The sequence below is a fragment of the Psychroflexus longus genome (assembly GCF_020164595.1).
Taxonomy (GTDB): Bacteria; Bacteroidota; Bacteroidia; order Flavobacteriales; family Flavobacteriaceae; genus Psychroflexus; species Psychroflexus longus.
The window spans coordinates 108,011-127,508 of sequence record NZ_JAIQZE010000005.1; the positions used below are offsets into that span (position 1 = coordinate 108,011).

Consider the following 19,498-nt stretch of genomic DNA (forward strand, 5'->3'; position numbering starts at 1 on the left):
CCAAAACCGATGATTCATCATCGGTTTTTTTATGCTTTAATTTTTTAAACTGCGGCGCAACCTTTCTACAATTCAATCGTCTCCTAATAAACACTTCTTAATGAAATATATCAGTAAATTATTCATTGTCTTTTTTATAGGTTCAATTGTTTCTGTCAGTTGCAGTGTAGATGATGATGAGAATTTATTTCAAACGTCCCAAGTATCCCCTATCTTAGATGCAAATGTTCCTGATACAATGGTTATGGGAGAAACCTACACTCTTGGAATCACATATCAAAAAGATTCAGACTGTCATAGATTTTCCAATTTTGATGCTGTGAATCAAGGGGATAGTTTGTATTATGTCCGAGCAATAACTATATTTACTCAGGCTGCTAATTGCAATCAAGATTCTTCAGGGGATCAAAAAGAAGTTGATTTCACCAACAACTTTGAGTCTGATTTTACTTTCAAGTTTTTGAATGCAAGAGACAGCTTAGGAGATTTTACTTATCTTGATAAAGATGTAATAGTGATAAAAGACTAGATGGAATTAAAGAATCTAATAAAGCGCTGCAAAAAGAACGACATAGCTTCTCAGAAACTTTTGTACGATATTTTTGCTGATGTGCTTTTTAGTATTTCTTTAAAATATTCAAGAAATTATTCTGAAGCTGAAGACAACTTGCAGGATGCTTTTATTCAAATTTTTGAAAAAATCCATCAGTTTAAGCATAAAGGGTCTTTTGAAGGTTGGCTGAAGCGAATCACTATTAATATCTGTTTACAGCGCTACAGAAAGCAAAAGGTATTTGAGCTGGTAAACGAAGAAGCTCTAAAAGCTGAAGATGTCTACGTAGAAGATAACAGCTATTCTTTACAATTTCTTCTAGATTGTATCCAAAGCCTTCCGGATAGATATAGAATGGTATTTAACCTCTACACGCTCGACGGATTTTCTCACAAAGAAATCGCATTAAAACTTCAGATTACTGAAGGGACTTCAAAATCAAATCTTTCTAGAGCAAAAGATATTTTACGCCGTAAAATTACTGAGTCCAATATTGATGAAGCTTATTCCCGAAAAATTGACCATAATTAAATGAAGTCTTCCAAACCCATAGAGCGATTATTTCAAGAAGGTTTAAATGACCTTCAGGCTTCGCCTTCTTCAAAGGTTTGGAAAGGCATCGAAGGGAAATTGTCAGGGAGAAAGAAAAAAAGATTTGCACCCTTTTGGTGGCAGGTTGCATCTGTTGCTGCTATTTTATTAATTTTTAGTTCTATTGGGGCTTTCTATTTTCGGAATGCAGAAACTAAATCATCTGTTTTTTCAAAAGAAAATTCAGAAGTCAAAAAGAATCCAAATTCAATAGAAGTAATTCCGGCTCAGTATAGATTTACTTCCGTAAACACCGCACTTTCATCATTTGAAAATAATGTAGAAAATAGTTTGGCTTTTCAGCTTGAAGTTACCAAATCTACCATTCAATCCTCAAAGCTTGCTGATGCTGAAGGAAATAATGCCGAAAACTCTCAGGTTACTGAAATTTCATCGTCATACGTAAATCAGTTGGCTAAGGCAGAGTTGAAGTTCCTACCCAATTTAAGAATTGCTTCAAATCTTCTGAGCAACGAATTGAAAGAAGATTTGATCTTAGGCGATAATGTGGAGAAAAAATCTTTATTCGATGCTATAGAAGAAGAGCATCTTTTAGCAGTCGAAGACAATAAACAAATTTATAAGCCTTGGGAGCTAACACCAAATGTAGCTCCGGTTTTCATGAATTCCTTTAGTGGCGGTAATCCTATAGAACCCAGTCTTCAAGGAAAGACAACCAGCAATCCTAATGTTTCATTTGGAATTAATGTAGCCTATGCTATCAACAAAAAGATCAAAATAAGAACAGGAGTTAATCAGGTAGCGATGGGTTATAATACTCAGGATGTTATTTTATCAACAACTTCGTCTTCTTTTAGTTCCGATAATTCTAATAATCCCAATATCAAAAATGATATTCTTACAGAAGTGACTTTGGTTTCTGCTGCAAACAGAAGAGTTGGAGCCCGAAATGCTACAATGAATGATCCCATAAATTTATCCTTTTTGAGTCCAACATCAGAATTTAATTCTATTGGTTCAATAAATCATGAATTGGGGTTTGTAGAGGTTCCTATTGAAATTGAATACGCAATTATCGACAAAAAAATCGGCTTGCATGTGCTTGGAGGAGCGAGTACTTATTTGCTGAATAATAACGAAATATTCTTTGAGGAAGGAGGGCGTTCTTCCAGTATTGGTGAAGCAGAAAACCTTAATTCCTTCAGTTTTAGCGCCAATTTGGGTTTAGGTCTGGATTATAATTTTTCTGAAACTTTATCTTTAAATTTAGAACCCAAATTCTTGTATCAAATAAATACTTTTCAAGACACCAATTCTAGCTTTCAGCCTTATTTCTTCGGAATATATTCCGGTATAAGATTCAAATTTTAGAAATAATTATTCAAAATAGAGTTGGCTTGTTGCTTATGTAAGTAAAAAAATTAACTTTGTTTTTATGAGAGTAGAAGAGTATATAGAACAGTTATTATACAGATACGATTGCGTTATTGTGCCTGACTTTGGAGCCTTTATTATCCAAAAAAACAATGTCCAATACTATTCTCATTTACATAAATTCACACCTCCAACAAGAAAAATCACCTTCAATAAAGCTATTCGAAACCATGACGGTTTATTAGCTGAATCGATCGCAAAAGGTGAATCTATGGATTTTGAAAGTGCTAAGCAAAAAATCCAACTATTCGTAGACGATTTTGAATCAGCTATAAAAGCAGACAAAGCAATAGAAATACCTGCACTTGGAAGATTCAATCTTGATAAAGAGAATAAATTATCTTTTGAGCCAAATAATCAAGTCAACTTCTTCGTGGATTCATTTGGTTTAGGTGAGTTTACAATCGATAGAATTGCTGAGGAAAAAATTATAGAAGAGACTATTGTTGATGAAAAAGTCAAGACCTTAAGTCCTGAAAAGGAAGCTTCCGACCAAGTAAAACGCAAGCCTTATCTCAAATATGCTGCTGTAGGAATTATTGCAATTGGCATAGCCGGCTTTGCGGGTCTATATCAATACAATAATTATGTTATTTCCTATAATGATTCTGAATCTCAAAAAGCCGAATCACTATTGCAGGAGCGCATTCAAAGTGCAGAATTCAATTACACTTTGACTGAGCTTCCTTTGAATGCTACTCAAATAGAGGAGGTAAGACCAAAGTATCATGTTGTAGCTGGCGCTTTTAGAGTTAAGAGCAATGCCTACAAAAAAATAGAACTTCTTAAACAGAAAGGATATGATGCTTCATTGATTGGTAAAAACTCATACGGTTTACATCAAGTTGCCTTTGCTAGCTTTGTTGACAGAAATAGAGCACTGGCTCAATTGAGAAAAATAAAAGCTTTAGAAAACCCAGAAGCCTGGCTTTTCGTCAAGCAACTTTAAGCTTGGGTTAACACTACAAACCCTATATTTGCAAAAAATATTACATGGAAGTAAAGTATCCTGAAGATTCCAAAACCACGCTCACAGATCTAGTTTTACCGAGTGAAACTAACCCTTTAAATAATCTTTTTGGTGGGGAGCTTTTGGCTAGAATGGATCGAGCTGCAAGTATCGCGGCTAGAAGGCATTCCAGGCGTATTGTCGTAACAGCATCTGTAAATCATGTGGCCTTTAATAAAGCCATCCCTTTAGGAAGTGTAGTTACTGTGGAGGCCAAAGTGTCCAGAAACTTTAAAACTTCAATGGAAATCTTTATAGATGTTTGGATAGAAGATAGAGAAAGCGGAAGGAGATCCAAAGCTAACGAAGCTATCTACACCTTTGTAGCTGTTGATGATATGGGTAATCCTGTTCCTGTTCCAAAACTGGAGCCTCAAACCAAGCTAGAAGTAGATAGATATGAAGCTGCATTGAGACGTAAGCAGTTGAGCTTAGTCTTGGCAGGTAAAATGAAACCGGAAGACGCCACAGAGCTTAAAGCTCTATTTGTAAACAAATAAATTAAAAGACTATGTACGAAGTTATACAGATTGTTCACTCTTATTGGGCTTATTTAGTTTTGCTAATATTGACATTAGCAACTTTCAACGCCATTATCAAAACACTTGGAAAAAAGTCATTTGGTCCTCAAGATTTTAGAATATCGCTTTTTACACTTATCGTTTCTCACATACAATTACTTATAGGGATTGTCCTTTACTTTGTAAGTCCTTATTTCAATGTATTACTAGAAAAAGGAATGGGAGGCGTAATGAAAAATGACACAGTTAGATTGTATGTTATCGAGCATCCACTTACGATGATTATAAGTATTGTATTGATAACGGTAGGTTATAGTAAACATAAAAAGAAACTGGCTTCTAATAAGAAATTTAGAACCATCGCTATTTTTTATGCCTTAGCATTATTACTTATGCTTTCAAGAATTCCCTGGAATGCTTGGTTTTAGAATGTAGGTTGGATAAATTTTATTCTTAATTATGTGAATTAAAATAATCACTTTCAAAATTTAAAAAACACAAAAAAGCCCTTTGAAATTAATTTCAAAGGGCTTTTTTAATCTATAGAAGTTTGTTACTTAAGCTTCAGTTGGAGTGACATAGACAAAAGATTTATCATCTTTAGTTCTTTTAAAATGTACTGTTCCATCTACCTTAGCATGTAAAGTGTGGTCTTTTCCAGCGTATACATTATCACCAGGTTTGTGAGCTGTTCCACGTTGTCTTACAATGATATTTCCAGCAACAGCAGCCTGACCACCAAAAATCTTCACGCCAAGACGTTTCGATTCTGATTCTCTTCCGTTTTTTGAACTTCCAACACCTTTCTTATGTGCCATGATGTTTAGTTTTTATATTATGTTACTTACTTAATAATTCGATGAGTTCAGCTTTTTTCAAAGCAGAATATCCTTCTAGGCCTCTATCTTTAGCCATTTCCTTAAGCTCTGCAACTGTATGCTTGCTCAAGTCTGTAGTTTCTGTTTCTTTAGACTCTACTTTTTTGTCTACTTTTGCTTCCTCTTTTTTCTTAGAAGCTGAAGCAGGCTTTGAAGATCCTCCAGAAACAGAGATATCTTCAATATGGATTTGTGTAAGATACTGGCGATGACCATTTTTCTTACGGTATCCTTTTCTTCTTTTCTTTTTGAAGACAATTACTTTGTCTCCTTTCAGGTGCTTAACGACTTTTGCGCTAACAGATGCACCATCTATAGCTGGGGCGCCTAGAGTAATGTTGTCTCCGTCTGCATGTAAAAGAACTCTGTCAAAAGATACATCAGTACCCTCATCTTCTTTTAGACGGTGAACAAACACTTTCTGGTCTTTCGCAACTTTAAATTGCTGCCCTGCTATCTCTACAATTGCATACATAGTGTTTAGTTATTTAATTTTTACTAAATAGTTTGCAAATATACTATTTTAAAAATAACTGTCAATAAAATATTTTTTGAAATGATTATTCTTTCAATTTATGTTTAAAGAGTTGCATAAAGGAAAGAGTGAGTACTACAGTTGTAGCCAATCCGGAAAGCAATACAGTGAAACCAAACACACCAACACCTATATCATAAGATTTTGAAAAGTTCTCAGCAATTTTGCTTATGAAATCTGGGTCCACCTCAGTAACGTATACCGACATGAAAACGGTAAATATAATTGTAGCCAAAAACCCAGTAACTATTCCAGCCTGGAATCCTTCAGTGTAGTTGTAATTTGATTTTAATTCAATTCTCTTGTATCTAATAGCTTCAAAAATGGCAAAACCAGTGATGACTCCATTAAATAAACTGAAAAAAGGATTAGTGTGAAATCCAAATAAGGATAAGACCAAAAAGTATGCTATTAAAGAAGAAGCCAGGGCAATGCCAAATCTTACAGAAAGTACAAATCTACTCATGAGATAATTTTATTTGCTAATATATTAAATTTAAGGACGGATAAGAATTTTCCATCAACATTAATAATGTCTTAAGGAATGCAAAAATATAAATTCGGTTAATAAATATCGTAACAAATAAATTAATTTTAGACTAATAAATTATAACTAAAACAATTAAAAATGACTAAAACTATTATGTTATCCGTTTTTGTTTTTTTTATCACGCTGGCTAATGCCCAGAAGGTAGAATTTACAGAGTACGATTTGGACAATGGTTTGCACGTGATCTTGCATCAAGATAACACGGCTCCCGTTGTAATTACGTCTGTTATGTACGATGTGGGAGGAAAAGATGGTCCTCGCGATCGAACAGGATTTGCTCACTTTTTTGAACACTTATTATTTGAAGGTACAGAAAACATCGCTCGTGGAGAGTTTATGAAAATCATACCTGCAAACGGTGGTACTTTTAATGCCAACACTTCTCAGGATCGTACTTATTATTACGACATTTTCCCTTCTAACAAACTTGAATTAGGTTTATGGTTAGAATCTGAGCGTATGCTTCATCCGGTGATCGATGAAAAAGGAGTTGAAACTCAAAATGAAGTTGTTAAAGAAGAGAAGCGCCAAAGATATGATGCACCTTATGGAAAATTATTAGAAGTTATAGGTGAAAACGTTTTTGAAGCTCATCCGTACAAAGACACCAACATTGGTGAAATGGAGCATCTAGATGCCGCCACATTAGAAGAGTTTACTGCTTATTTCGACAAATATTATGGTCCTAATAACGCTGTACTTGTTGTTGCTGGTGATATCGACAAGGATGAAACTATTAAAATGGTGAAAGATTACTTTGGAGAAGTGAAATCACGTCCAGAGGTAGTTAGAGACTTTCCTGAAGAAGAACCTATAACAGAGACTAAAAAAGTCACTGCTTATGATGCAAATATCCAGATTCCTGCTGTTATCGCAGCTTACAGACTTCCAGGTCAGGCTACTAGAGATGCATTTGTACTAGACATGATTTCTGCTTACTTAAGCGGTGGCAAAAGCTCAGTACTTTATAAAAAATTAGTTGATGAGCAGAAGCAAGCCTTACAGGTTCAAGCTGTAAATCTAGGTCAGGTTGACTACAGTATTTTCGCACTTTTTGCTCTTCCACAAGGTGATGTCGCTTTAGATACTCTTCTAGAAGAAATGGATGAAGAGATTGCAAAAATTCAAAACGAATTAATTTCAGAACGTGATTATCAAAAACTTTTGAATCAATTTGAGAATCAATTTGTAAGCTCAAATTCAAGCGTTGCTGGTATTGCTAGCTCTTTAGCAACATATTATATGTTATATGATGATGTAAATCTGATAAACAATCAACTAGATTTATATCAGTCTATTACAAGAGAAGAAATTAGAGATGTGGCAAAAAAATACTTGAGCCCTAACCAAAGAGTTGAAATCGAGTACTTACCCAAAAAAGATGATAATTAAGATGAAAACATTACAACAAAAATTAGTCGCTTTTATAGGTGTTGCTTTGATTACTTTTGGAGCAAGTGCCCAAATAGACAGGTCTCAGATGCCCGAGGCAGGACCTGAGCCAACCATCAACTTAGAAGATCCAAAGGAATACAAATTGAAAAATGGTATTACTATAATGGTGGTTGAAAATAATAAACTACCACGTGTATCATACCAATTGAGTATAGATAATAAACCTTATAAAGAAGGAGATAAAGCTGGGGTAGCTAGTCTTTTATCCGCTATGCTTGGTAATGGAACTACAACAATTCCAAAAGATGAATTCAATGAAGAAGTTGACTTTTTAGGGGCAAATATCAATTTTGGTTCTAGTGGAGGCTTTGGTAGTGGATTAAAAAGGTATTCCGACCGTATCGTCGAATTGATGGCAGATGCAACTATAAATCCATTATTGACTGAAGAAGAATTTCAAAAGGAAAAAGACAAGCTTATTGAAAATTTAAAGACTCAGGAAAAAGATTTAAGTTCAGTTTCCAGTAGAGTTGTTAGTGCTTTAGCTTATGGGAAAGACCATGTATATGGTGAGTTCCTGACTGAAGAAACAGTTAACAATGTGACCTTCGAAGACGTAAAGGATCTCTATCGAGTTCGCTTTGCTCCAAACGATGCTTATATTGTTGTTGTTGGTGACATCAAGCCAAAAGAAGCAAGAAAGCAAATCAAAACGTATTTTGGAGATTGGAAAAAACAAGATTTACCTGAAATTCCAGAACCTCAGTTAACTGAAAACACTCCAACAACGGAAATCAATTTTATTGATTTACCGAACGCATCACAATCTGAAATTTCAGTTACAAATACTGTGAGTTTAAAACAAAGTGATGAAGATTATTTTGCTGCATTGATGGCCAATAATATTCTTGGTGGAGGTGGAGAAGGTTATTTGTTTAAAAACCTTCGGGAAGACAAAGGTTATACTTATGGTGCATACTCTAGCTTAGGTGCTAGCCGCTATGGTGTTTCTAGATTTAATGCAAGTGCGAAAGTTCGTAATGCAGTAGCAGATAGCGCTGTGGTTGAATTTATAAAAGAAATAGACCGTATCCGAACTGAGCCAGTAGACCCTGAAACATTGGAAAATGCAAAGGCAAAGTATGTGGGAAATTTTGTTATGGCCTTGGAACGTCCCCAAACTATAGCAAACTATGCGCTTAACATTAAACGCAACAATTTACCAGACGATTTTTACGCTACTTACTTGGAAAACATAAACAACGTAACAGCTGAGGATGTTCAAAGTGTTGCTAATAAATACTTCAAGGTTGATAATGCTAGAATTGTTATTGTAGGGAAAGGAAGTGAAGTTGTGGAAAACTTAGACAGGTTAGAGTATCCTATTAATTATTTCGATAAATATGCGAATCCAATTGACAAACCTGAATTTAAAAAACCTCTGCCAGAGGGGGTGTCTGTCGAAACAGTCTACAATGATTACATTCAAGCTATAGGAGGTAAAGAAGCAGTTTCTAAGCTAAATTCTATGGTTATGAAAGGTAATGCAAGTTTCCAGGGAATGTCACTTTCTTTAACAAGAAAATCAACCACCGAAGGAAAACAATCCGAAGAAGTTGCTATGAATGGCAACACACTTAGTAAACAAGTTTTCAACGGAGATAGTGGATACTTAATGATGAGAGGTCAAAAAATAGACCTTAATGAGCAACAAATCAAGGATACCAAAGTCACTTCAGGATTGTTTCCGGAGCTAAACATCAATGAAGGTGCAGAACTTGTGGCTATTGAAACTGTGAATGATGAGGAGGCTTATGTTATTCAATTGACTGATAATGTAAGAGAATTCTACAGCGTTGAAACAGGACTTAAGCTGGCAACTGAAACTACAGCAGAACAAATGGGTCAAAAAATGACTTCAACTGTTTCTTATTTAGATTATGCTGAGAAAAACGGCGTGATGGTTCCAATGACTTTTAGTCAAAACTTAGGACCACAAACAGTAGATTTCAATATGGAAGAAGTGATGTTTAATAAAGGTGTTAGCGAAGCTGATTTCCAATAAACTTCTTTTTATAAACCAAATTAAATCCCGCTATTCAGCGGGATTTTTTATTTTAAAAGTTTTACAGTCTTTACAATAACGCTTTCTACGCTAGTTTTAGTCGAGACAAAAACAGATTTAGAATAGAGTTTTGCCTGTTGAGCAGTCGTAGATCCAATACAAATAATTTTAGCTCTTGAGTTTCGATTTCCTTCAAAAAAGCTATCTACTCCAGACGGGCTAAAACATAAGACTGCATCAAAATCTCTATGGAATGTTTTTGGCATTTTAGTGGTATTGTAAACGAAAATCTCTGCCAGAGAAACGTTTGCTTTTTTAAGTGCTTTAGAAAGTTCTGGTCTACGCTTTTTGCTTCCGAAAAAAGTAAAAGTCAATTCAGAATAGCTCTTAATAATTTTTTTTCCTAATTCTATTCCACTTTCAGCAATGACCTCCACTTTAAATCCTAAGGATTTCAATTTCAAAGCTGTCTTCTCACCCACACAAAAGCAAGTGTCAATTTTAAAATCTTTAATGATGTCTACAGTCGTTTGGCTTGTAATGATTGCATTCTGATATCTCTCTTCTGAAATAGAAGCTGTAAATTTCAATGCTTTAATTTGTATCGCATTGTATTCAGTAAGACTTATGTCTGCGTTGAGAAGCAAATTTTTTTGAGAGGGATTAAGTAGTTTTGTAGAGAGTACAGAAGGCATACTACAACACTTTGCGAAGTTCTTTCATCAATCGGTCACCACCTTGATTTAATACAAGTTCTGCACAGCGTCTTCCAAAACCTTCGACTTGGTTTAAAGCTGTAGATTCTTCAATGACATAACTTTCTTTTCCTTCCAAACTAAATAATCCAGCTTTTAGGTTTAAAACATCATTCTTGATGGTTGCTAAAGCGCCAATAGGAGCTGTGCAGCCTCCTTCTAATGCTTTTAGGAACTCACGTTCAACTTTCACGGCTAAAGCCGTCTCCAGATGATTTATAGGTTTTAAAGCAGTTTTACAAGTGGAGTTTGACTCCATGGTGACCACCAGCATTGCTCCTTGAGCCGGCGCTGGAATCATCCAATCTAATTCGACGTGATTTTCTGGCTTCAAATTTATTCTTTCGAGACCAGCCGCAGCAAAAATAGCACCCGCCCAATCATGATCTTCAAGCTTTTGCAAACGTGTATTTACATTTCCTCTAAGATTGACGACTTCATGATTTGGATACTTGCTTAACCACTGTGCCTTTCGTCGCAAACTTCCCGTAGCAATAGTTTTTACCGAAGAAAAATCATCTAGGCCTTTATGAATAAGAATATCACTGGTATTAGCACGTGGAAGCACTGCTGCTTCTACAACACCTTTGGGTAGTGCCGTTGGTACGTCTTTCATGGAATGCACTGCAATATCAATATCGCCTTTGATAAGAGCAACATCTAGTGTTTTAGTAAAAATCCCAGTGATTCCCATTTCGTAAAGCGGTTGGTCCAAATTGAGATCTCCAGTCGATTTTACAGGTTTCAAAACAGGATTATAACCTTCACGCTCAAGAAGTGATTTTACTTTATGAGCCTGCCACAAGGCTAATTCACTATCACGAGTTCCTATTCGTATAGTTTTTGACATATAAAATTAATTTAGGAAGGGGGTGATTTAACTATTCAGATTCAGTTTCTAACTCAAACACCTTTTTGAGTAAAGCAATACTGTCTTCTGTAGAGCCGTTGGCGCTTCTTAAGTGACTAGCGAAACTCCGAGTGATTTTATGTATAACACGGTCACTGATAATTTCGGCTTGTTCTTTATCAAACTGATTGTTTTTTTTGCTTTGGTAATCTAATTCTTCATCTTGGAAGATTTTGAATTTTTCTTTCAAAGCTTTTATGGTTGGTGCAAATTTTCTAGTGTCCAACCACTCATTGAATTCAGTTTTAACGTCCTCAATAATAGCTTCAGCATCAGGAATAAAAGCTTTTCTTTTAGCTAAAGTTTCATCAGTAAGTTTAGACAAATAATCTAAGTGAAGCAGCTTCACATTGTTCATGCCTTCAACATCTTCAGCAACATTTTTAGGGATAGAGAGGTCAAGAATCAGGAGTTCTTTTTTTGGATAAATCAATTCTTTAGTAATAGTTGGAGACTGCGCTCCAGTAGCAACAATAAGTATATCTGTAGAACGAATTTCTGATTGTAGTTCTGAAAAATCTTTTACGATTAAATTGAACTTTCCAGCGATTTCCTCAGCTTTATCCTTTGTTCTGTTGATTAATGTAATGTTTTTATTGCTGGTATGCTTCACCAAATTTTCACAGGTATTTCTACCTATTTTTCCAGTACCAAACAGCAAGATTTTTCTATCCGATACCTGCTCTATGTGGTCTAAGATATATTGAACTGAAGCGAAAGAAACGGAAGTAGCACCCGATGAAATTCTGGTTTCATTCTTAATCCTACGGCTCGCTTGAATTACTGAATTGACCAATCTTTCCATGAAATGATTGATCATGCCTTTTTTCTTTGATAAGGAGAAAGCAGATTTGATCTGACTTATAATCTCAAAATCACCTAGAATCTGACTGTCAAGACCGCCCCCAACTCTAAACATGTGATTAATAGCTGTTTCATTTTCTAAAACATAACCACTTTTTGAAAAAGTCTTCTGATCACCAATGCTAAATTCGCATAGCAGATCTATAAGAATATTATGGTCATCTGCAAAAGCGTAAATCTCTGTTCGATTACAAGTAGAAGAAGTCACTACAGAAGTAAGACCAATGTACTTGGCCTTATCCAGTAAAGCTTTTCTTTGGTCAATGTTTAAATTGAATTTACCTCTTGTATGAGCATCGGCTTTTTGATAACTGATACCTATGACATAGAAGTTCTTATGTTTTGAGACGTTGTATTTTTGCATTCTTTGATTCCAAAAAATATGGAGTACAAAACTAGAGCATAAGCATAATTAAAAATAACGCTCAAAGTTCCTTTTTTGTCGTTTGACGTATTTTTATCTTAAACATGATAAATATCAGTACAATTAGGTATTTTTGTAACAATAATCACCAATTGAAGGATTATTAATTAGAACCGTTCTAAATAAAATATAACAATATACAATGCTACCATCAGAAAAAAATATCGCTAGAGGTTCGGAACAATTTATTGAAATTGAAGAAGGGATATCCATCTTGTCTGTAAAAAATGATTCTGAACATGAAGAATGCATCACTCATAATATAAGTGCAGATTTTATTCAGTTTCATTTCTGCGTAAAGGGTGAGATCAAATTTAATTTTAATGAAGGAAGTTATGCTTTGAATATAAAAGAGGACAGCTCATTATTGCTTTACAATCCTGAAAGAGATTTACCGATTAATCTTGAAGCATCTTCACAATCCTGGTCGGTGTCTATTTTGATTTCTATCAAAAAGCTTCACACTTTATTTTCAGCTGAAGCCAACTATATTGATTTCTTAACTGAAGATAATCGAGATAAGAAGTTTTATAAAGAAGTAGCCGTTACTCCAGCGATGGCAGTCATTTTATCTCAAATACTGAATTTTAATTTACATCCTTCGGTTAGGAAAATATACCTAAAGGGTAAAGCTTATGAATTGATAGGACTTTACTTTAACCGACCTGCAGAAGCGGATATTGAACAATGCCCATTTTTGGATGATGAAGATAATGTGAAGAAAATAAAACTGGCAAAAACCATTATCCTTCAGCGTATGACAGAGCCTCCAACTTTGAAGGAACTTGCCGATGAGGTAGGTTTAAGTCTTAAAAAACTGAAAGAAGGCTTTAAGGAAATTTACGGCGATACCGTATTCTCTTTTCTCTTTGATTATAAAATGGATTACGCTAGAAAGTTACTGGAAAAAGGACAGCACAATGTCAACGAAGTCGGGCTAAGTATTGGTTACAGTACTGCAAGTCATTTTATATCTGCTTTCAAAAAAAAATTTGGGACCACTCCCAAAAAATATATCCAGGGATAGCCCCTCGTTAAGGGTTTAAATTTAAGGTCATTTGAGATGTGATATAATAATTATTTCTGCCCAAACCTCTTAAAGGCGCATGATTCATTTAACAATCACTCTTCTGTTGGTGATTTCAAAACCAGAAAGGACGTCACGGCAAAATCTGTAACCTTCCAGATCAATAAAATAGGTTTCTACGACAGTTCCCTTTAAATCTTTTAAACTCCCTAATAATAAAAAATGGACTGTTGGGGAAGTATACAATGGCTTTTCAGTTGATGTATTGATATTGATAAGAATATTGTAAGATTCATATCGATGAGCTAGAGTATCTTTTGGCTTAATCCGAATATGTTTTAACTTCTTATCATTTACTGTTGTATCCTTTACTTTATCCAGCTTGAAACCACTTCTCGCTTGTTTTATGGATTCCGAAACATTAGGAACACCTCTTCTAAATCCCATCAAAATATTATTTGCTCCCAAAAAATTATCTTTCACAAATTGATTGAATGCTGTGTAACTTCCATAGTTGGTTAAGTCTACGTAAACAACTTCGCTTTCCGAATTATTAAAATTTAAAAATGAGCTGTTATCTGTGTTGTTACTAAAAAAAACTTTGTCATAAATTATTGTACCAATGGGATGTTCACATTCTTGATGTTCAAAGTAATGTATTCTATTGAAAAATAATTTGTCTTGACTGTTCATCTTATGGCTTAGCAGAAGCATAAGAATAGTTACAAGGATGAGTTTTATTTTCATGAGAAATTATTTGACTGAAACAAATTTAGAATCTTTATCGTAAAATCTCCAGGGCAATTCAGCATCTTCACCCGAATAGTCTATGCCAATTCGCGTTGTTTCTTTAATATTTGATGGCTTATACCCAATATCATCTATCCATATATTGTCACTTGTTACACTTTGGGTATTATGTGATTTTGAAATCCCCAAGGCTTTAGAGATATTTCCAGGACCGGAGGTCAATGTTTTATCCACTTTAGATTTTCCACGACGTTCTTGCATGATGTCTATACCGAGAGTAGGTTCTATAGCTCTTACCAGAATTGCATCCGCATTTCCCTTAGTATTTGTAACAATATTGAAGAGGTGGTGAATGCCATAACATAAGTAAATATAAGCAATTCCTCCAGACTCGTACATCACTTTTGTGCGTTTGGTAAATCTGCCAAGATGAGCGTGGCACGCTTTATCTCCTTGACCTGCGTAAGCTTCGGTTTCGGTTATAATTCCAGAAGTGATGACGCCATTAATATGGGTGGTTAATTGTTTACCGATCAAATCTTTGGCGAGAAAAACAACATCGTCATTCTCAAAATAAGTTTTAGAAAGTGGTTGAGGCATAAATCTAAATTTCAATATAAAATAAGTAAATTTAGAGATGAAAGAATTGATTACTATGAAAACTTTAATGTTCTGTTTTATAATAACTATAGCTATGGCGCAAGATTTTACGATTTACGACTTCACCACAAGTCAAGACCTTAAAGACTGGCAAATTGTTAACGATGGGGTCATGGGCGGATTGTCTCAAAGCTCAATAAGCCTTGGTGAAGAAGGAAATGCTGTTTTTGCAGGTAATGTATCTTTGGAAAACAACGGAGGTTTTGCTTCTGTAAGACATGAAACTAATATATCCAACGTTCAAAACTATTCCCATGTCAACCTAAGAGTAAAAGGTAAACCCTCTACCTACCAGTTTAGAATTAAGAAAAGTCAGAACGATTCTCATTCTTACATTCAGGAATTCAAGGTGACTTCAGAATGGCAAACTATCCAGCTAAAACTTTCATCCTTTTACCCAAGATTTAGAGGGAGAAGTTTAAATTTGTCCGACTTTGAAGCTGATGTCATCCGTGAAGTAGCCATACTAATCGGAAATGGAAAGAAAGAGGAATTTAAACTAGAAATTGATAAAATATATTTATCCAAATAAAAATTTATGAACGAAGCCGATAAAAAATTTGTTGACAATTGGGATAAAATCAAAAGTCAGGGAAAAGCAAAATATATAATCAAACACGGAGTTGGATTTGGGATTCTGATATTTGCTGTTAACCTGGTGATTAACTACTGGGATAAGTGGGGACAACTTAGCAATACTGATTTTTTTGTTCAATTGATGATTTCCATAGTAGTAGGAGGCGGGATTTATGGTTTCTTTTCCTGGCACCTGAACGATTATATCTATCGCAAGAAGATTAGAGATAATTAATGTTTTAAATATTTTGCCTCTCGATGACGCTCGAAGGTACACACTATTAGTATAGATGTTTTTGTTGGGTCGAGCGCAGTCGAGACCTCATATCAACTTTATACTTAAAATGCGTTTCATTTCTAAATTCTGAAAGTTGTTATAGTAAGTCAAACTCAAATCTTAATTCACTCAGGAATCATCGCCTTCAGGTCTTCTAGAGTATTAGCGTCTTCAATTTTTTTATCTTGACGCCAGCGTAAAATTCTGGGGAATCTTGTGGCGATACCACTTTTATGGCGTTTGGATTCGGCGATACCCTCAAAAGCGATCTCAAAAACATGCTCGTGTTCCACGCTTCTCACAGGGCCAAAACGTTCAATCGTGTTTTTCTTGATCCACGCATCCACTTTCTTAAATTCTTTATCGGTGAGTCCAGAATAGGCTTTAGCAAAAGTGACTAACTCTGTTTTATCATCATTCCACAAGGCGAAGGTATAATCAGTAAACAGATTACTTCTTCTTCCGTGTCCGCGCATGGCATATGTAAGCACAGCATCAATACTAAAGGGATCTGACTTCCATTTCCACCAATCTCCTTTTTTACGACCAACGCCATAGCTGGAATCTGCTCGCTTTATCATAAGCCCTTCAGACCTAATTTCTCTAGCTTTCTCTCTTTCCTTTGCCATTTCTTCCCAGGATGAAAATCGCATGGTTTCAGACAGGTGAAAGGGTTTTACTTGTGAGGAATATTCAGCAAAAAGCTGATCTAGGATTTCCCGACGCTTTTCGAAAGGTTTAGAGCGAATGTCTTCCCCATTATATTCCAGAATGTCGTAAGCCTTTAAGATCACAGGTAGCTTTTTCAGAAGCGCTTTACTCACATTTTTACGCCCTATCCTGGTTTGCAAATCCTTGAAATCCCCAATATCGTCTCCGGGATAAGGTAGAATCTCTCCATCGAGAACAGTACCACTGGGCAAAACTTCAGTGAATGCTTCAAATTCTGGATACTTGTCTGTTACCAATTCCTCACCACGGCTCCACACAAAAAGCTGACCTTTCCTGACGATGAGTTGTGAGCGGATACCGTCCCATTTGTGTTCTGCGATCCACTCCGCTGGATTCCCAAGTTCGGAAGCATCGTCTTCGATGGGGTAAGCTAGATAAAATGGATATGGCTTGGAAAGAAAATCAGCTTCATTTTCTTCTAGAATTAATTCAGAATAGGAAATTTTATTCGGATCCCAATTGCCCATCAGCTTGAAGGCCAAAATATCTTCATCGATTTCAGTTGCTTTGGACAGTGCGCGCGTCATCAACTTCTGACTCACACCAATTCTAAATCCTCCAGTGATCAGTTTTGTGAAAACAAAACGTTCGTAATAATTGAGCTGACTCCAATTCTCGATGAGGTATTCCTTTTTCTCTTCTTCTGATTTTGGTTTGAGTTGAAGTATTTCCTGGAGATATTGGCTTAAACTTTTTTCGGTGGTTTTGACTTTTTCCGGAACTACTAATGCAATGGTTTCTGCAAGGTCGCCGACAATGTGATAGGATTCTTCAAAAAGCCACAAAGGAATGTCTGCCAATTCTGAAGCGTAATCTCTTATCAAAGTGCTGTTCACAGGTCTTGGAGGTCGTCTGTGAGATAAAATCGCGATGGTCCAGACTTTATCAGAGTCTGAAGCTTTCAGAAAGTATTCACTCAAGGCTTCCACCTTTCTATTGGTTTTGTTTGTACTATCTATAGTTTTTACCAATTGAGCAAAATCCTTCATACACCTTTAGTCTGTCGTTTGGGTTTCTTCTGATTTTGATTTTAGAAGTCTATTGATGTAGGAGTCATTTTCGTTAGAAATTTTTTCAGCGAGATCACTTCCAAACAACTGTCTCGCCATGGTAGCTTTCAGATACTTTTCTAACACATGACTAGTGCTCCCAAAATTGTAATTCATATTGTAATCTCCCAGATATCGGGTGTATTCATCTAAAACCTCTTCAGTAATAAGCTTTCTTTTTAAAAAGTCATTTTTAGAAAGTGAATTATAAAACTTTCTGTTTTCATCTAGTAAATCGAAAATGAATCTGTCCATAACTCCACCATTGTACATGAATTTTATGTCCTGTACAGCTTGAGATGAATCTCTAGCCACGAAAATATCTGGGATAATTCCACCACCACCATAAACAACTTTGCCTTCTGGAGTTTCATACCTCAATGAGTCATCTGTGGTGATACTATCTTTACTCATGAGTTCCCCATTGGAGTAGCGTTCCATGTATTTAGAATAATAGGCATCGCTATTTCCATTTTCGTAAGGTCTCTGTATGGATCGCCCTGTAGGCGTGTAATATCTTGCGACGGTTAACCTTACAGCGCTGCCATCTCCAAGATTCATTTCCCTTTGCACAAGGCCTTTACCAAACGAGCGTCGACCTACAATGGTGCCCCTGTCATTATCTTGTATAGCACCTGCAACTATTTCACTGGCCGAAGCCGACTTTTCATCGATAAAAACAATCAGGTTTTGGTTCTCATAGTCTCCACGCCCAGTAGAAAATGTTTCTTTCAAGTCACCGTTTTTGTTTTTGGTAAATAAAAGCAATTTTCCATCGGCGATAAATTCATCTAGAATGAGCGTTGCCTGCTTTAGAAATCCACCGCCATTACTTCTAAGGTCAAGAATGACGCTCTTCATTTCCGGAGTGGAAAACTGTTTCATTTTGGTTTTAAATTCAGAATAGGTAGATTCAGCAAAACGATTAATTTTTATATAACCTAATGTGTCATTTACCATGTATCCAGCATCAACGCTCGTCAAAGGAACCACACCTCTGTTGATTTCAAAATCGAGCAGGTCGTTTTCACCAAGGCGTTTTACTTTTAAATTGACCTTAGAGTTTTCAGGACCTTTCAATATTTTTGTGAGGGAATCATTACTTACCTCGTTACCAAACAAAGGCACTGCATCTGCATATAATATTCTGTCGCCAGCCTCCAGGCCTGCCTTTTCTCCAGGACCTTTTTCCAAAGTTCTTATAACGGCAATGGTGTCTTTGATAGTATAAAAACTAATACCGATTCCCACAAAATCTCCACGCATGTTGTCCTGGACATAGTCATATTCCTGATTAGAAATATAAGCAGAATGTGGGTCCAGGTTTTCTAATATAGAATTGACCGTGATATCTACAATACTGTCTGTATTGACTTCATCCACATATTCTTTGTCGATGAAATTGATAAGCCGGTTTATTTTTTGTCGCTTTGATGAAGAACTTACAAGGGAATTGTCCTGGAAATTTAATACATCTCCAAGTAATATCCCCGCTACAAATACTACACATATAAGTATGGGTAGCATTATTTTCATTCCTCTATTCATTCTTCAAGATCTTGTATATGTTCGAGTTGTACTCCAGCCTTTTCCAAAAAATCCAACCCAGAATTATCTTTATAAGCTCGTTGATAGACCACCCGGATTATACCAGCTTGATGAATCAGCTTGCTGCATTCTTTGCATGGCGATAGCGTGATATACAGAGTTGAGTTTTTGGAAGATTGTGTAGAAGCTGAAACTTTTAAAATAGCGTTAGCTTCTGCGTGCAATACATACCATTTGGTGATGTCTTCCTCATCCTCGCAAGCATTGTCAAAGCCAGTAGGCGTACCGTTAAAGCCATCAGAGATGATCATTCGGTCTTTCACTATAATAGCCCCAACTTGCTTTCGCTTACAATGAGATAACTTTCCCCATTCTCGAGCTATTCTCAAGTAGGCTTTATCAAATTTGAGTTGCTTTTTTGTAGTCATTTGGAA

22 protein-coding genes are annotated in these 19,498 nt (G+C 35.7%); 11 read left to right on the forward strand and 11 right to left on the reverse strand.

All coding sequences use genetic code 11. The features are described from left to right. Positions 1-100 precede the first annotated feature (100 nt). The 6 genes from LB452_RS06530 to LB452_RS06555 all read left to right on the forward strand — a co-directional run bounded on the left by LB452_RS06530 (position 101) and on the right by LB452_RS06555 (position 4,497). Positions 101-529: a hypothetical protein gene (locus LB452_RS06530; protein WP_224460926.1), complete on the forward strand. Its 429-nt coding sequence runs from the start codon at positions 101-103 to the stop codon at positions 527-529. After that, a complete protein-coding gene (locus LB452_RS06535) occupies positions 530-1,084 on the forward strand; it encodes an RNA polymerase sigma factor (RefSeq protein ID WP_224460927.1) in 555 nt (184 codons plus the stop codon). Next, positions 1,085-2,476 (forward strand): hypothetical protein, encoded by a 1,392-nt coding sequence (locus LB452_RS06540; RefSeq protein WP_224460928.1) that lies wholly within the window; start codon positions 1,085-1,087, stop codon positions 2,474-2,476. Between the two features lie 64 nt (positions 2,477-2,540). Then, positions 2,541-3,488: an HU domain-containing protein gene (locus LB452_RS06545; protein WP_224460929.1), complete on the forward strand. Its 948-nt coding sequence runs from the start codon at positions 2,541-2,543 to the stop codon at positions 3,486-3,488. 44 nt (positions 3,489-3,532) lie between these two features. Continuing rightward, entirely contained in the window at positions 3,533-4,048 is a 516-nt protein-coding gene (locus LB452_RS06550) for an acyl-CoA thioesterase (protein ID WP_224460930.1), read from the forward strand. 11 nt (positions 4,049-4,059) lie between these two features. After that, complete coding sequence (locus tag LB452_RS06555; protein WP_224460931.1) at positions 4,060-4,497, forward strand: hypothetical protein; 438 nt, start codon at positions 4,060-4,062, stop codon at positions 4,495-4,497. 129 nt (positions 4,498-4,626) lie between these two features. Here the strand turns inward: LB452_RS06555 and rpmA are convergent, their stop codons facing one another. The 3 genes from rpmA to LB452_RS06570 form a co-directional block, all read right to left on the reverse strand. After that, on the reverse strand, positions 4,627-4,887 hold the full coding sequence (rpmA, locus tag LB452_RS06560) for a 50S ribosomal protein L27 (RefSeq protein WP_224460932.1): 261 nt from the start codon (positions 4,885-4,887) through the stop codon (positions 4,627-4,629). Between the two features lie 22 nt (positions 4,888-4,909). Next, positions 4,910-5,422: a 50S ribosomal protein L21 gene (gene rplU, locus LB452_RS06565; RefSeq protein ID WP_224460933.1), complete on the reverse strand. Its 513-nt coding sequence runs from the start codon at positions 5,420-5,422 to the stop codon at positions 4,910-4,912. 85 nt (positions 5,423-5,507) lie between these two features. Next, positions 5,508-5,948: a DUF4199 domain-containing protein gene (locus LB452_RS06570; protein ID WP_224460934.1), complete on the reverse strand. Its 441-nt coding sequence runs from the start codon at positions 5,946-5,948 to the stop codon at positions 5,508-5,510. Between the two features lie 162 nt (positions 5,949-6,110). Between LB452_RS06570 and LB452_RS06575 the strand changes: the two genes are divergently transcribed. After that, entirely contained in the window at positions 6,111-7,424 is a 1,314-nt protein-coding gene (locus LB452_RS06575; RefSeq protein WP_224460935.1) for a M16 family metallopeptidase, read from the forward strand. 1 nt (position 7,425) lies between these two features. Continuing rightward, entirely contained in the window at positions 7,426-9,492 is a 2,067-nt protein-coding gene (locus LB452_RS06580; RefSeq protein WP_224460936.1) for a M16 family metallopeptidase, read from the forward strand. Positions 9,493-9,539: 47 nt separating this feature from the next. Here LB452_RS06580 and LB452_RS06585 read toward each other — a convergent pair whose 3' ends face one another. From LB452_RS06585 to hemA, 3 genes are read right to left on the reverse strand one after another with little or no spacing between them, the layout of a single operon-like run. Beyond that, the gene (locus LB452_RS06585; protein ID WP_224460937.1) at positions 9,540-10,187 is read right to left on the reverse strand and encodes a uroporphyrinogen-III synthase; all 648 of its coding nucleotides are present in this window, start codon (positions 10,185-10,187) and stop codon (positions 9,540-9,542) included. Between the two features lies 1 nt (position 10,188). Next, the gene (gene hemC / locus LB452_RS06590; RefSeq protein WP_224460938.1) at positions 10,189-11,097 is read right to left on the reverse strand and encodes a hydroxymethylbilane synthase; all 909 of its coding nucleotides are present in this window, start codon (positions 11,095-11,097) and stop codon (positions 10,189-10,191) included. Between the two features lie 31 nt (positions 11,098-11,128). Then, positions 11,129-12,385 carry a glutamyl-tRNA reductase gene (gene hemA, locus LB452_RS06595; RefSeq protein ID WP_224460939.1) on the reverse strand — a complete coding sequence of 419 codons (1,257 nt, stop codon included), beginning with the start codon at positions 12,383-12,385 and terminating at the stop codon, positions 11,129-11,131. Positions 12,386-12,587: 202 nt separating this feature from the next. Here hemA and LB452_RS06600 point away from each other — a divergent pair, with 202 nt between their 5' ends. Next, positions 12,588-13,472 (forward strand): AraC family transcriptional regulator, encoded by an 885-nt coding sequence (locus tag LB452_RS06600; protein ID WP_224460940.1) that lies wholly within the window; start codon positions 12,588-12,590, stop codon positions 13,470-13,472. 84 nt (positions 13,473-13,556) lie between these two features. On the opposite strand, the gene LB452_RS06605 is transcribed toward LB452_RS06600, so the two are convergent. Together LB452_RS06605 and LB452_RS06610 are read right to left on the reverse strand one after the other, a co-directional pair. Continuing rightward, positions 13,557-14,219, reverse strand: coding sequence for a hypothetical protein (locus tag LB452_RS06605; RefSeq protein WP_224460941.1), 663 nt, complete (start codon positions 14,217-14,219; stop codon positions 13,557-13,559). A gap of 6 nt (positions 14,220-14,225) precedes the next feature. Next, positions 14,226-14,822, reverse strand: coding sequence for a DNA-3-methyladenine glycosylase (locus tag LB452_RS06610; RefSeq protein WP_224460942.1), 597 nt, complete (start codon positions 14,820-14,822; stop codon positions 14,226-14,228). Between the two features lie 55 nt (positions 14,823-14,877). Between LB452_RS06610 and LB452_RS06615 the strand changes: the two genes are divergently transcribed. Then, positions 14,878-15,414, forward strand: a complete 537-nt coding sequence (locus LB452_RS06615) for a CIA30 family protein (RefSeq protein ID WP_224460943.1) — start codon at positions 14,878-14,880, stop codon at positions 15,412-15,414. A 6-nt stretch (positions 15,415-15,420) separates the two neighbouring features. Beyond that, a complete protein-coding gene (locus LB452_RS06620; RefSeq protein WP_224460944.1) occupies positions 15,421-15,693 on the forward strand; it encodes a hypothetical protein in 273 nt (90 codons plus the stop codon). Between the two features lie 167 nt (positions 15,694-15,860). Here the strand turns inward: LB452_RS06620 and LB452_RS06625 are convergent, their stop codons facing one another. Genes LB452_RS06625 through LB452_RS06635 form a run of 3 tightly spaced genes read right to left on the reverse strand, consistent with a single transcriptional unit; the run spans position 15,861 to position 19,492 of the window. Next, entirely contained in the window at positions 15,861-17,456 is a 1,596-nt protein-coding gene (locus LB452_RS06625; RefSeq protein WP_224460945.1) for an ATP-dependent DNA ligase, read from the reverse strand. 6 nt (positions 17,457-17,462) lie between these two features. Beyond that, complete coding sequence (locus LB452_RS06630; protein ID WP_224460946.1) at positions 17,463-19,064, reverse strand: S41 family peptidase; 1,602 nt, start codon at positions 19,062-19,064, stop codon at positions 17,463-17,465. Further along, positions 19,061-19,492 (reverse strand): deoxycytidylate deaminase, encoded by a 432-nt coding sequence (locus tag LB452_RS06635; protein ID WP_224460947.1) that lies wholly within the window; start codon positions 19,490-19,492, stop codon positions 19,061-19,063. Before LB452_RS06635 ends, LB452_RS06630 begins: the two co-directional genes overlap by 4 nt. Positions 19,493-19,498: the final 6 nt, after the last annotated feature.